Source organism: Arthrobacter sp. ok362 (assembly GCF_900102785.1).
GTDB lineage: Bacteria > Actinomycetota > Actinomycetes > Actinomycetales > Micrococcaceae > Arthrobacter.
Map to the genome: position 1 here is coordinate 310,147 of NZ_FNGC01000003.1, position 13,301 is coordinate 323,447.

The window sequence follows — 13,301 nt, forward strand, 5'->3', positions numbered from 1 at the left end:
TTGGAAACAACCCTCACCGTCCCGGCCGAATCAGCTGCCGGCTCGCCGGCCGTTCCGGCGGGCCAGCTGGTCACCGTGCGCGTGCCGGCCACCAGCGCCAACCTGGGCCCCGGGTACGACAGCCTCGGCCTGGCGCTCACGCTGCACGACACGCTCACCGTCGAAACCCTGGCCAGCGGTGAACTTGAATTCGAGCTCAGTGGCGAGGGCGCCGAGTCCCTGCCCCGCGATGCGACCCACCTGGTGGTCAAGGCCCTCACCGAGGCACTGCACCGCCTCGGATTCCGGCACGCAGGCCTGCGGATCACGGCGGACAACGTCAACCCGCACGGGCGGGGCCTGGGTTCCTCGGCCTCGGCCGTGGTGGCGGCCGTCAGCGCCGCGAATGCCTTGGTCCCGGAAGCCTCCCGGCGGGGCCGGGACTGGATCCTGCAGCTCACGAGCGAAATGGAAGGCCACCCGGACAACGTGGCACCCGCCATTTTCGGCGGACTGGCGCTGTCATGGCAGGACAGTGACCAGTACAGCAGCACGTGCGCGTCCGTGGCCGCCTCGGTGATCCCGGTTGTGGCCGTGCCGGACTACGAGCTCTCCACCGAGGCCGCCCGGGCACTCTTGCCGGCCTCGGTGGGCCACCATGCCGCGGCCATGAACTCCGGCCGCGCCGCCTTGCTGATCCATGCCCTGACCAACAGCCCGGAGTTCCTGCTGCCCGGCACCGAGGACTACCTGCACCAGAGCTACCGCGCCCAGGCCATGCGGCCCAGCGCCGAGCTGATCGGCGCGCTGCGCCGGGCAGGGCACGCCGCCGTCGTATCCGGCGCCGGACCCACCGTGCTGGTCCTGGCCAACGGAGAAGCGGAAGCCCGTGAGGTGGTGGACTTCATCGGCGCCCACACCGCGGGCAACACGCCGGAAGTAGGCTGGCGTGTGATGAAGCTGGCCGTGGACGTTGAAGGTGCTAAAGTGGAAGTGCACCGGCGGTAAATACGCAGGCGGTCAGTCAGTAACCGTTCTAGGACCGCGATGTTGGCCACGTAGCCTCTCTCATCTTTCCCTGCGCAATATTTTCCGGTGCCACCTGCTTTCGGTCTGACGCAGGAATCAGCAGAATTGTTCTGCCCCCTGAAACTCAGCCCGCCGTTCCTCAATTCTCGGATCGTGCATGGTGAAGCAGTATCCGGCCCTGCTGGCCGAAATCCAACCGGCAAGGCCGAAATCCCGGCTGCAGATCTGAACTGCAGCCCAGATCAAATCACCGCGTCCAGCTCTTAGCCTGGACGCCGTCGAGGGGGAAGGATCCTTCGTGACCGAAACCACTGAGCTGTCTCCGGCTGTGGATACATCTTCTGCTGCCGAATCAACGGCAGCACCCGCCAAGAGCAGCGGCCTTGCAGGCCTCAAGCTCGCCCAGCTCCAGGCCCTCGCCAGTCAGCTGGGCATCTCCGGCGGTTCCCGCATGCGCAAGGGCGATCTGGTCACAGCCATTTCCGCCCACCGCGCAGGCACCCCGGTAAGCAAGGCTCCGGCCCGCGCTGCCGAGAAGGCGAGCGACCACGGCACTGTTTCCCGTTCCCGCGCGGCCGCCCCGGCAGCCGCGCCCGCCGCCGACGACGAGTCCCTGGCAAGGGAAAACGCCGTCCAGGAAAGCCCCCGCGCCCGCCGCGGCCGCAGCCGCCGCGCAGGCAGCGACGGCGTGGTCACGTCGGGCGCCGCTGAAGCACCCGCCGCCGCGGTTGAAGCCCCCGCGGTTTCCACCGACTCCGGCGCCCGGGAATCCGCCGCTGCGGAGTCCGGCGCTGCCGTTTCCGGCACGGAATCCGGCGACCGCACGCGGCAGCCGCGCACCCGCAACCGCCGCCGCGGCGAAGCCGCAGCCCAGGCCCCCGAGGGCGCTGGCCAGAACGCCGAGGCCCAGGCTGAACAGCCCGCCGCCGAGCAGCGTGAACAGCGCACTGAACAGCGTGAACAGCGCGCTGAACAGCGTGAGCAGCGCCAGGGCGAGCAGGGCAGCGAAGACGGCCAGCGCCGCGACACCCGCACCCGCGGCGGCCGCGACGAAACCGCCGGCAGCCGCGAGAACACCCGCGACAACAACCGCGACAGTGACGATTCAGACGGCGGAAGCCGCCGGAACCGCCGCAACCGTCGTGACCGCAACGACCGCGGTGACCGCCAAGGCCAGCAGGACAGCCGCGACAACTCCTCGCGCAACGACCGCTTCCGCGACCGCAACGACCGCCGCCGCGGGCGTCAGCAGGGACCGGACGTCGACGACGTCGAGGTCACCGAGGACGATGTCCTCCTGCCGGTCGCCGGTATCCTCGACGTGCTCGAGAACTACGCGTTCATCCGCACCTCCGGCTACCTGCCGGGCCCGAACGACGTCTACGTCTCGCTCGCCCAGGTCAAGAAGTACAACCTGCGCAAGGGCGACGCCTGCGTCGGTGCCATCCGTGCACCCCGCGACGGCGAGGACCGCAGCCAGCAGTCCGCCCGCCAGAAGTTCAACGCCCTGGTCCGCGTCACCTCGGTGAACGGCAAGACGCCGGAAGAACTCAAGGACCGCGTCGAGTTCGCGAAGCTCGTCCCGCTGTACCCCTCCGAGCGCCTGCGCCTCGAGACGGACCCGAAGAAGATCGGCCCCCGCGTGATCGACCTCGTGGCCCCGATCGGCAAGGGCCAGCGCGGCCTGATCGTTTCGCCGCCGAAGGCCGGCAAGACGCTCATCCTGCAGTCCATCGCCAACGCCATCACCACCAACAATCCTGAGGTCCACCTCATGATGGTGCTTGTTGACGAACGTCCCGAAGAAGTCACGGACATGCAGCGCACCGTCAAGGGTGAGGTCATTGCCTCCACCTTCGACCGTCCCGCCGACGACCACACCACCGTGGCCGAGCTCTCCATCGAACGCGCCAAGCGCCTCGTGGAGATGGGCATGGACGTCGTGGTGCTCCTGGACTCCATGACCCGCCTGGGCCGTGCCTACAACCTGGCAGCACCGGCTTCCGGCCGCATCCTGTCCGGTGGTGTGGACTCTGCCGCGCTGTACCCGCCGAAGCGCTTCTTCGGTGCAGCCCGCAACATCGAAAACGGCGGCTCGCTGACCATCCTGGCCACCGCGCTCGTCGAGACCGGTTCCAAAATGGACGAGGTCATCTTCGAAGAGTTCAAGGGCACCGGCAACATGGAACTGCGCCTGTCCCGCCAGCTCGCGGACAAGCGCATCTTCCCGGCCGTGGACGTCAACGCGTCCGGTACCCGCCGTGAGGAAAACCTGCTTTCCCCCGAGGAAGTCAAGATCATGTGGAAGCTGCGCCGCGTCCTGTCCGGACTCGAAACGCAGCAGAGCCTTGAGCTGCTGACCAACAAGATCCGGGAGACCCAGAGCAACGTCGAGTTCCTCATGCAGGTGCAGAAGACGACGCTTGGTGCGAAGTCCGATAACGACAAATAGCTGCTCCAACCGCTAGATTCTGGCGGTCCCGCGCGCTAACGCCGCACGGATTTTCCGCCCCCGCCCCTCCGCCGGGTGGCTTACGATCTACGATCGCAAGCCACCCGGCGTCGGCAGGCCCGAAGCCACTCCCGGGGCGGAAAATCCGTGCGGCTTCGTCGTTAAGTCGCCAGCCGCGGTCCAGTTTTTGTTGTCGTAACTAGACTTGGTTTCAAGTCGAAAGAGGTTTGAAAATGTTTGAGTCCGTACAGGGTCTGTTGGATGAGCACGACTCTATCCAGGCCCAGCTGGGGGATCCTGCTGTCTACGCTGACCAGCGGCTGGCCCGGAAGCTGGGGCGGCGTTCTGCTCAGCTGAACGGCATTGTGGAGGCCTACCACCGCTGGGAAAGCATCCGCGATGACCTGGCGGCTGCCAAGGAAATGGCGGACGAGGACCCCGAGTTCGCGGCGGAGGTACCCGAGCTGGCGGCCGCGCTGGAGACGGCGGCGGCCAAGCTGCGCCGGCTGCTGATCCCGCGCGACCCGGACGATGCCCGCAATGTGATCCTTGAGGTCAAGGGCGGCGAAGGCGGCGACGAGGCGGCCCTGTTCGCCGCGGACCTCCTGCGGATGTACAGCCGCTACGCGGAAACCCGAGGCTGGAAGACCGAGATCATCTCCGCCACCGAATCGGACCTCGGCGGTTACAAGGACGTCCAGATGGCCGTCAAGGGCAACTCGAACGATCCCGCCGAGGGCGTGTTCGCGCGCCTCAAGTTCGAGGGCGGCGTGCACCGGGTGCAACGTGTCCCCGTCACCGAATCCCAGGGCCGCATCCACACTTCGGCCGCCGGCGTGCTGGTGCTGCCTGAGGTGGACGAGCCCGAGGAGCTGGAGATCAACCAGAACGATCTCAAGATCGACGTCTACCGCTCCTCGGGCCCCGGCGGGCAGTCGGTCAACACCACCGACTCCGCTGTGCGCATCACCCACCTTCCCACGGGAATCGTCGTCGCCATGCAGAACGAGAAGTCGCAGTTGCAGAACCGTGAGGCCGGCATGCGCGTGCTGCGTGCCCGCATCCTGGCACACCAGCAGGAGCTGATCGACGCCGAAAACTCGGCGCAGCGCAAGTCGCAGATCCGCACCATGGACCGCTCCGAGCGCATCCGCACGTACAACTACCCGGAAAACCGGATCGCGGACCACCGCACCGGTTACAAGGCCTACAACCTGGACCAGGTCATGAACGGCGACCTGGAACCGGTGATCCAGTCAGCCATCGAATTGGACGAGCAGTCCCGGCTCGACGCCATCGGCGAATAGGCGCGGGGCAGTTGTGATGTCAGCAGGCGATGGTCCGAGCCTCGCGGAGGCCGTCAGCGAGGCGACGGCGGTTCTCGCGGCGGCCGGCGTGCCCAGCCCGCGCGTGGACGCCGAGCTCCTGGCCGAGCACCTGCTCGGCGTCGGGCTCGGCCGGCTGCGCGCGCTGATGCTCGGCGACTCGCCGGCGCCGGCGGGCTATGCCGACCTCGTTGCCGAGCGGGCGCAGCGGATCCCGCTGCAGCACATCACGGGTGTTGCGCACTTCCGCTACCTGGAACTTGCCGTCGGTCCCGGCGTGTTCATCCCGCGGCCGGAAACCGAATCCGTGGTGCAGCTGGTGCTGGACTGGCTCAAGGGCAGGGACGGGTTGGCGCACCCCAAAGTGGTGGACCTGGGCACCGGATCCGGCGCGATCGCAGGATCGATCGCGCATGAGGTTCCCGGTGCGGAAGTCCATGCGGTGGAGTACAGCGAATTTGCGCACGCCTGGGCTGCGAAAAACTTGGCTCCCCTGGGCGTCCACCTCATCCGCGGCGATCTGCGCGACGCGCTGGGCGAACACAACGGCACCTTCGACGTCGTCGTCTCCAACCCGCCCTACATTCCGGCCGAAGCGATCCCGAACGAACCCGAAGTGGCGCTGCACGACCCGCCCGAGGCGCTCTACGGCGGGGGAGCGGACGGGATGGAACTTCCGACGGCGGCGGCTGCCTCGGCTGCCCGCCTGCTGGTCCCTGGCGGCTACTTCGTGATGGAGCACGCCGAAGTCCAGTCGGAATGGATCGCCGCGATGCTTAACCGCACGGGGGTGTTCTCCGAGGTGAGAACGCACCGCGACCTCAACGGCAAGGACCGTGCCACCAGCGCCGTCCTGACACCGTCTGATCCTGACAAGGTCAGGACAGAGACTGTCAGGCTGACACCGCCAGACCTGAAGCCTTCGAAAAAATCGTGCCACAAGTGATGAAAGAATAGGCCAGTGACGACTAGCTACGATTGCACGGCAGCAGAGCAGCGCGCCGCGGGACTTGAACACGCCCAACGGGCCATCCGGGAGAGCAAGTGCGTGGTCTTCCCCACGGACACGGTCTACGGCATTGCCGCCGACGCCTTTTCACCTCTCGCCGTGACCCTGCTGCTCGCGTCCAAGGGCCGGAGCCGGAAGATGCCCCCGCCCGTGCTGATCCCCAGGCTGAATGCCCTCGACGGCCTCGCCACCGATGTTCCGGCCGAGGCACGGCGGCTGGCCGAGGCGTTCTGGCCCGGCGGCCTGACCCTGATCCTGCATGCCCAGCCGTCACTGGACTGGGACCTCGGTGAGACCAGAGGGACTGTGGCCCTGCGGATCCCGGCCGACGAGATCGCCCAGGACCTGCTGACGCTCACCGGGCCCCTTGCTGTCTCCTCCGCGAACCGCACCGGGCACGCAGCGGCGCAGACCGCCGCGGACGCCGAGGCCCAGCTGGCGGAATCCGTGGAGGTCTACCTTGAGGGCGGACCCCGGCCCGCCGAGGGTGCCGAGGCTCTCGCCTCGACCATCGTCGACGCGACGGCCCTGCCGTTGCGCGTAGTCCGACAGGGGGCCATCAGCCTCGAACGCCTGCGCGGCGTGGTTCCCGGGCTGCTGGACGTCGACGGCAACGCCCCCGATGCTGTGGACACTGCTCCGGACGGCGACGCCGCGCCTGAGGGCGACGCGCCTGAGCCCGGCACCGCATGACGCTGGAGCGCCAGCACGTCCCCTTCCTCGATGTCGATGCGACCCCCATGACGGTGTCCGAGCTGACCGCGGTCCTCAGCACCTACGTGGCCGAGGGCCGGACCCGGATCATGGTGGGGCACAACCTGCATAGCGTGACGCTGCTGCACTCCGATCCGGCCTTCCGGTCGTTCTACGAGCGCAGCGACGTGGTGCTGATCGACGGCGCGCCGGTGCTCTGGCTCTGGGCCAAGACCGGCGAAGAGGATGACGGCCGGAGACCTGTGATGGACTACCGGCTGGGGTCGACCGACTGGATTCCCGCACTGGGCAACGTTGCGGGCCTGAAGCGTATTGCGGTCATCGGCGCAGGCGCCGTGGCCAACGCCGGCGCCGTGGCCAGGCTGCGGGAGATCGTCCCCGGGGCGCGGGTCGACGGCATGCCCGGCGAAGGCTGGAACGAGGACGTTGAGGAAACCGCGGTCGAATGGCTTAACCGGCTGCGCCCGCAGCTTGTGCTCCTGGGCCTCGGGATGCCGCTGCAGGAACAGGTCCTGGTGCGCCGGCTTGCCGTGCTCCCGCCGGCCATCTACTGCGCCGTCGGCGGCGCCATCGAGCAGATTGCCGGTGTGCAGAAGTTGGCGCCGCGCTGGATCGGGCGGCTCGGGCTCGAATGGGCCTGGCGGCTCATGCTCCACCCGCAGCGGGTGGCCTACCGGGTGTTCGGGGAGCCTTGGGTGCTGCTCGGCCTGCTGCTCCGCAGACGGCTGCGCCGGCAGCCCTAGGGGCGTTAACCCTAGAGCCTGGGACGCGGACGGTCAGAACTTCTGGTTCTCCAGCGGACCGAAGCCCTTGCCGCGGAGCCCGGCGGAAAAGGCGCGGAACCAGTCAGCGAGCCCGCGGAAGTCGCCGCTGCGCAGGAAGTAGCCGAGGTAGCCGCCCACATCCGCGATGAAGGACTTGACCCGGAAATGCCGGCGGATCATGTAGCCGCGGTTCCGGTAGTAAAAGTAGCGCTTGAAGGCGGAATCCGGAACAATCACGTGCCACCGCGCACCGAAGACGTGCTTGGTTTCGGCGAAGGCGTGCGGGTGCGTGATGGCAGCGGTGGTGACCGTGCCGAAACGGATCCCGGCCTTCCTGAGCCTCAGCGTGAAGTCCACTTCGTCGCCGCGGATGAACAGGCGCATGTCCGGCAGGCCGACTTTGAAGAAGACATCGGAGCGGATCAGGGCGCCGTTGAAGAAGTGTCCGTTGTCGGGCAGGAACCCGACCTTTTCCACCTCCGCACGCTCATGTGTGACCTTGCCGTTGAGCCGGAAGAAAAAGGACAGCTGGTCGGGGTGGCCGGGGGCCAGCACGAGCGGGACCACGGCGTCCAGGCCGCGTTCCTGCGCCTCGCGGAGCAGCGTGGCAAGGCAGTCGGGGTCTGCCGGCTCGGCGTCGTCGTCCATCATCCAGATCCAGTCAGCCCCGCTGGCCACGGCCTTGAGGATGGCCAGCGAGAATCCGCCGGCGCCGCCAAGGTTGGCCTCGGACCGGATGTAGTCCACGTTGGCGTGCCGCCCGGCAACGTCCTTCGATGGCACGGTTCCGCTGTCGACGAGGCAAATGGACCGTACCGGAGCGGTCTGGTTGTTGATGGCGTCCATCAGGACTGCCAGCTCCCTGGGACGGTTAAACGTCACGGCAGCGACTGCAACCGAGGGGGTCATCGCGGGGTCCTTTCAGCACGACCGTCAGTGGTTTTCCCGCCGGCGGAGGGCCGTGTGACGCGAAGACAGGTGGCCGTTGGCATTAGTATCTTGACTAGAGTCCACTGTAATACAGCCCTGTCAGGCACTACGCACTGCCTGCCCTGAGCACGGCGACGGAGAAGTTTCATTTTTCGAAAGACAGTTCCACGGCAATTGAATCCACCCCATTTCCGCAGCTCACCGGTGCGTCCGCCGCTGCGGACCGTGCTGGCGTGTGGTGCCTGCGCTGACGGCACTGACGGTACTTGGTTGGTGGTCTTCCCGTGATCATGTACCTGCTCATGATGCTGACGGCAGCGATCGTGACCTACGCGGCGACCTGGGGTGCCCGGCTTGTGGGCAACAAGCTGGAGTTGTATTCTCCGATCCGCAGCCGCGACATGCACTCCACCCCGATCTCCCGGCTCGGCGGCCTGGGCATCTTCGCGGGGGTCCTGGTGGCTTTGGTCATGGCAAGCAACTCATTTTTCGTCATGGACATCTTCCGGAACAACACGGCGCCGTGGGGAATCCTGGCCGGGGCCTCCGTGATCGTGCTTGTCGGTGTGGCGGACGATCTGCTGGATCTTCGGTGGTGGGTCAAGCTGATCGGCCAAAGCGCCGCAGCACTGGTCGTGGCCACTTGGGGTGTCCGGATGACGGTTATCCCGTTCATCCCGGAGCCGATCGTGATTCAGAATGAGGCCGTAAGCATCGTGCTGACCGCCGGACTGATCGTGACCACGATGAACGCCTTCAACTTCATTGACGGACTGGACGGCCTCGCCGCGGGCGTGGCGATCATCGGGGGAGCGGCGTTCTTCCTCACGGCCTACTGGGTCCACAGGACGGCCGTCCTGCTGGATCGCTCGGACCTGGCCACCCTCCTGACCGCCATCGTGGTCGGCAGCTGCGTCGGCTTCCTGCCGCACAACTGGTTTCCCTCGAAGATCTTCATGGGCGATTCCGGGGCCATGCTGATCGGCCTGCTGATGGCCTCGGCCGGCGTCGTTTCCACCGGCCAAATCAGCTCCGGTCTCTACGACCGGGCCAACGGCATTCCCACCGTTATCCCTATCCTGTTGCCGTTCGCAGTACTGTTCCTGCCGCTGCTGGACCTGTGCCTGGCGGTTGTGCGGCGGACCGCGCTGGGCCGTTCGCCGTGGTCGGCGGACCGCGGACACCTGCACCACAAACTCCTGGACATCGGATACTCGCACCGCGGCGCCGTCGTGCTGATGTACCTGTGGACCTGCATCCTTGCCTTCGGCGGCCTCGCCTTCGCGATCTTCCCCTGGCATATAGTCCTCGCCGCCGATCTGGCCGCCGCGGCAATCATGGCCGTGGTGACTGCCTGGCCGTACCTGCGCCAGCGGGGGCCGAGACAGCTGGCCAGGACCCCCGAGTAGCCTGCCCGGCATGCCGGAGGAACCTGCTCCGACGCGCTTTACCGGATAATTTCTATCTAATGTAGAATTCAGGGGCGGCACTTCGCCGCCCACCTTGACCAGCATCACGCCAGCGACGATTGGGATCTCATGACCTCCAACGCCGAACCGGGACCCGCTCCCGGCAACGGACCCGTTGGCGTCTCTGGCCCCACAAAATCGCTGTGGCTCAGACTGCTGGCCATGAGCTCCGCAGCCTCCGCCGCCGCCTTGGTGCTGACCGGCGTCGCTGCCTTCGTCGTCAACGGCGCCGTGGGGTTCTGGTCCGCGCTCTTCGGGGGAGCGCTGGTGATGGCGTTCTTCGCCATCAGCCTGGCGGTGGGCCACTTCGTCGGCCGCAACAACCCCTCCGGAGCGATCGGACTGTTCGTCGCGACATACTTCGTCAAGGTTGTCGGCTTTGCCGTGGTCCTCTTCGTCATCGGCGCTCCGGCCTGGCTGCACGGGCGCTGGTTCCTGATCGGCGCCGTCGTGACCGTGGTGTTTTGGCAGGCCGCAGAAATCTACGGTTTCAGCAAGGCGAGGCTCCAGATTTACAACGATCCCGAAACCGGAAAAGACGGCACCGATGTTTAGCCGCAAAACTGGCCGCAGGCCACTTACCCGTCCAAATAACAAGCCAGCCAAAACACCCAAAACTACAGCCGGTGCCCCCGGTGTATCGACGGATGGCAGCGACGGCGGATACAACGCCGGAATCGCCGTCTTCAGCTACATTGTTGGCGGAATCATCGTCTGGAGTTTGATAGGGTGGGGACTGGATAATCTGTGGGGAACCCGCTGGATTGTGCTCGCAGGCGCCCTGCTTGGAGCTGCGGGCGGGTTCTATCTTTCTCATATGCACGGCCTCACCAGTAACAGAACTTCAGCTGGTGACGGCAATGCTGCACGTGGCCCGTCCCAGGACGAGGAACAGTAATGCCAAATAATTTCACAGGGGGAGAGGCGGGCACCTATGTCGCCGGTCCCCGCCCAACGCCCAATGATGGACACAGCAGAGAGGAAACGCGTTGATCGCGCTTGCGCTCCCGGCCCAAGATTCAGGAACCTTCACGCCTCCTGGAATTGAAGAACTTCACCTGCCGGCTATCATCCCCTGGGGTGCAGCCGATGGATTTTCCAAGCAGATGCTGCTGGTAATCCTGTCGGTTGTCATTATCGGTACATTTTTTGTGATCGCTGCGCGGAAGCAGCAGCTCGTTCCCGGCAAACTGCAGTTCGCAGGCGAGGCTGCCTACAGCTTCGTCCGCAACGGCATCGCCAAGGACATCATCGGCGGCCGGGACTTCATGAAGTATGTCCCGCTGCTGTTCACCCTGTTCTTCTTCATCCTCGTGAACAACATCTACGGTGCAATCCCGCTGATCCAGCTTCCGACCTTCTCGCACGTCGGCGGGGCCTACGTGCTCGCGTTGATCGTGTACGTCACCTGGATCGGCATTGGCATCAAGAGGAACGGCCTGAAGTACTTCAAGCTGGCAACGGTTCCCACAGGCGTGCCGTTCTACATCCTCCCGATTGTCGTCCCGATCGAAATCATCTCCAACTTCTTGGTCCGCCCGGTCACGCACAGCCTCCGTCTGTTCGCCACCATGCTGGCCGGCCACTTGATCGTGATGATCTCGGGTGCGGGCATCGAATACCTCGTGATGCAGGAAAACGTCCTCCTCAAGGGCGCGTCCGTACTCGTCCTTGGCGGCGCGATCGCCATGTACATGCTCGAAGCGCTGATCATGGTGCTGCAGGCCTACGTCTTCACGCTGCTGACCGCGATCTACATCGAAGGCGCGCTGCACGCCGACAGTCACTAGGCGAAACGCCAACAGGCGCAGCGCCTTCCGGGGCAGCGCCAGCAGGCACAACATAGTCTTCCCCTCACGGGGATGAAGCAACCCAAACAACCTGCCACATGGGTGGCATCTTGAAAGGAAGAAAAATGGAAGGCTCCATCAACGGCTCCATCAACCTCGTCGGCTACGGCCTCTCCGCCATCGGCGGTGGTATCGGTGTTGGTCTCGTGTTCGCCGCTTACATCAACGGTGTTGCACGTCAGCCGGAAGCCCAGCGCGTCCTGCAGCCGATCGCATTCCTCGGCCTCGCGCTGACTGAAGCCCTCGCCATCCTGGGCCTGGTCTTCGCGTTCGTTCTCAAGTAAACAGAACAACCGAACATCCAGAACCGAGTAGATAAGGACGGGTGAAATATGAATCAAGCGATCATCTCAGCCGCCACCGAAGGCGGTACTAACCCCCTCGTTCCCAATCCTTGGGAGATGCTTGTCGTCTTCGCCGGCTTTGCTGTCCTCATGTACATCGTGGTCAAGTACGTTGTCCCGATGTTTGAGAAGACCTACGCAGAGCGGGCCGAGGCCATCGAAGGTGGTATCGCCAAGGCCGAAAAGGCCCAGGCCGAGGCCTCCGCAGCACTCGAAGAGTACAAGCAGCAGCTCACGGATGCCCGCGCCGAAGGCAACCGCATCCGCGAGGAAGCACGCGCCGAAGGTGCCCAGATCCTTGCAGAACTGAAGGAGAAGGCGGCTTCCGAGTCTGCCCGCATCTCCGCACAGGCCCACGCGCAGATCGAATCCGAGCGCCAGGCGGCCGTTGTGTCGCTCCGCACGGAGGTCGGCACGCTGGCCACGACGCTGGCGAGCCGCATCGTCGGCGAGGCACTGAGCGACGATGCACGGTCAGCCCGAGTGGTGGACCGCTTCCTGGCAGATCTGGAGAACCAGAACGCGGGTGTAGCTAAGTAATGGCAGGTGTATCGAGCGAATCGCTGGCCGCTGCGCTGGCGGCCCTGGAAGCCAAGCTTCCCTCCGCGTCGCTGCAGTTGGCAACGGAACTCTTCGGAATCCTGGGCACGGTGGACAGCTCGGCCGGTTTGCGCCGCGCCCTGACTGACCCGTCCCGCAACGGTGACGAAAAGTCGGCGCTGGTGAAGCAGCTCTTCAGCGGAAAAGTATCCGCTGACGCTGTTGAGATCACCGCCGGACTGGCCAGCTCCCGCTGGGCATCGGCACGGGATGTCGGCGATGCACTCGAGACTCTTGCCGCTTCGGTGGTCATCGCTGTTGCCGAGAACAAGTCGGCCGTCTCCGCCTCCGGGCTCACCGGACTGGAAGCGCTGGAGAACGATCTGTTCTCCTTCAACCAGGTCGTTGAGTCCAGCCACGAGGTCCAGCGTGCTCTGTCCGAGCCGCAGGCCAGCCCGGCCGCCAAGGTGTCCCTCGCCGAGAAGCTCGTACCCGGTGCGAGCGAGGAAGCGAAAGTCCTGATCGGACAGGCCGTCACGGCTCCGCGCGGGCTCAAGGTCACCAAGCTCGTTGGCCGTTTCGCCGAGCTTGCCGCCAAACGCCAGCAGCGCTGGATTGCAACGGTCAGTGTCACCCGTCCGCTGACGGAGGCCCAGACCAGCCGCCTGCAGGCGGGCCTCAACGCCCTCTACGGGCGCGAGCTCAAGATCAACATGAACGTTGACCCGGCACTGATCGGTGGAATCCGGATCCAGGTTGGGGATGAAGTGGTTGACGCTTCCGTCCTGACCCGTCTGGGTGAACTCCACCGTCAGCTTGCCGGCTAGCCGGACAAGCACAACCTAACGACAAGAAACCCCGGTCATCGTGAGCAACGATGATCACGAAAACAGGAG

General features: G+C 65.5%; 14 protein-coding genes. 13 read left to right on the forward strand and 1 reads right to left on the reverse strand.

Annotated features, from left to right (window positions below; genetic code table 11):
• From thrB to BLQ10_RS05940, 6 genes are all read left to right on the forward strand, one after another.
• Positions 1-987 (forward strand): homoserine kinase, encoded by a 987-nt coding sequence (gene thrB, locus BLQ10_RS05915; RefSeq protein WP_091559496.1) that lies wholly within the window; start codon positions 1-3, stop codon positions 985-987.
• Positions 988-1,306: 319 nt separating this feature from the next.
• Complete coding sequence (gene rho / locus BLQ10_RS05920) at positions 1,307-3,460, forward strand: transcription termination factor Rho (RefSeq protein ID WP_091559499.1); 2,154 nt, start codon at positions 1,307-1,309, stop codon at positions 3,458-3,460.
• 233 nt (positions 3,461-3,693) lie between these two features.
• Complete coding sequence (gene prfA / locus BLQ10_RS05925; RefSeq protein ID WP_091559501.1) at positions 3,694-4,767, forward strand: peptide chain release factor 1; 1,074 nt, start codon at positions 3,694-3,696, stop codon at positions 4,765-4,767.
• Positions 4,768-4,783: 16 nt separating this feature from the next.
• The gene (prmC, locus tag BLQ10_RS05930) at positions 4,784-5,731 is read left to right on the forward strand and encodes a peptide chain release factor N(5)-glutamine methyltransferase (RefSeq protein ID WP_254785409.1); all 948 of its coding nucleotides are present in this window, start codon (positions 4,784-4,786) and stop codon (positions 5,729-5,731) included.
• A gap of 15 nt (positions 5,732-5,746) precedes the next feature.
• Positions 5,747-6,487, forward strand: coding sequence for an L-threonylcarbamoyladenylate synthase (locus BLQ10_RS05935; protein WP_091559504.1), 741 nt, complete (start codon positions 5,747-5,749; stop codon positions 6,485-6,487).
• Positions 6,484-7,251, forward strand: coding sequence for a WecB/TagA/CpsF family glycosyltransferase (locus BLQ10_RS05940; RefSeq protein WP_091559507.1), 768 nt, complete (start codon positions 6,484-6,486; stop codon positions 7,249-7,251). Before BLQ10_RS05935 ends, BLQ10_RS05940 begins: the two co-directional genes overlap by 4 nt.
• Positions 7,252-7,284: 33 nt before the next feature.
• On the opposite strand, the gene BLQ10_RS05945 is transcribed toward BLQ10_RS05940, so the two are convergent.
• Complete coding sequence (locus tag BLQ10_RS05945) at positions 7,285-8,181, reverse strand: glycosyltransferase (protein ID WP_091559510.1); 897 nt, start codon at positions 8,179-8,181, stop codon at positions 7,285-7,287.
• Positions 8,182-8,486: 305 nt separating this feature from the next.
• On the opposite strand from BLQ10_RS05945, the gene BLQ10_RS05950 reads away from it, so the two are divergent.
• The 7 genes from BLQ10_RS05950 (at position 8,487) to BLQ10_RS05980 (ending at position 13,232) form a co-directional block, all read left to right on the forward strand.
• Positions 8,487-9,611, forward strand: a complete 1,125-nt coding sequence (locus BLQ10_RS05950; protein WP_091559512.1) for an MraY family glycosyltransferase — start codon at positions 8,487-8,489, stop codon at positions 9,609-9,611.
• Positions 9,612-9,740: 129 nt separating this feature from the next.
• Positions 9,741-10,226, forward strand: coding sequence for a Cg1360 family ATP-synthase-associated protein (locus tag BLQ10_RS05955; protein ID WP_091559514.1), 486 nt, complete (start codon positions 9,741-9,743; stop codon positions 10,224-10,226).
• Entirely contained in the window at positions 10,219-10,569 is a 351-nt protein-coding gene (locus BLQ10_RS05960) for a hypothetical protein (RefSeq protein WP_254785410.1), read from the forward strand. Before BLQ10_RS05955 ends, BLQ10_RS05960 begins: the two co-directional genes overlap by 8 nt.
• 91 nt (positions 10,570-10,660) lie before the next feature.
• Positions 10,661-11,461 (forward strand): F0F1 ATP synthase subunit A, encoded by an 801-nt coding sequence (gene atpB / locus BLQ10_RS05965; protein WP_091559517.1) that lies wholly within the window; start codon positions 10,661-10,663, stop codon positions 11,459-11,461.
• 125 nt (positions 11,462-11,586) lie between these two features.
• Positions 11,587-11,805: an ATP synthase F0 subunit C gene (gene atpE, locus BLQ10_RS05970; RefSeq protein WP_091559519.1), complete on the forward strand. Its 219-nt coding sequence runs from the start codon at positions 11,587-11,589 to the stop codon at positions 11,803-11,805.
• Positions 11,806-11,853: 48 nt separating this feature from the next.
• On the forward strand, positions 11,854-12,405 hold the full coding sequence (locus BLQ10_RS05975; RefSeq protein WP_091559522.1) for a F0F1 ATP synthase subunit B: 552 nt from the start codon (positions 11,854-11,856) through the stop codon (positions 12,403-12,405).
• Positions 12,405-13,232 carry a F0F1 ATP synthase subunit delta gene (locus tag BLQ10_RS05980; RefSeq protein WP_091559526.1) on the forward strand — a complete coding sequence of 276 codons (828 nt, stop codon included), beginning with the start codon at positions 12,405-12,407 and terminating at the stop codon, positions 13,230-13,232. Before BLQ10_RS05975 ends, BLQ10_RS05980 begins: the two co-directional genes overlap by 1 nt.
• The last annotated feature ends 69 nt before the right edge of the window (positions 13,233-13,301 follow it).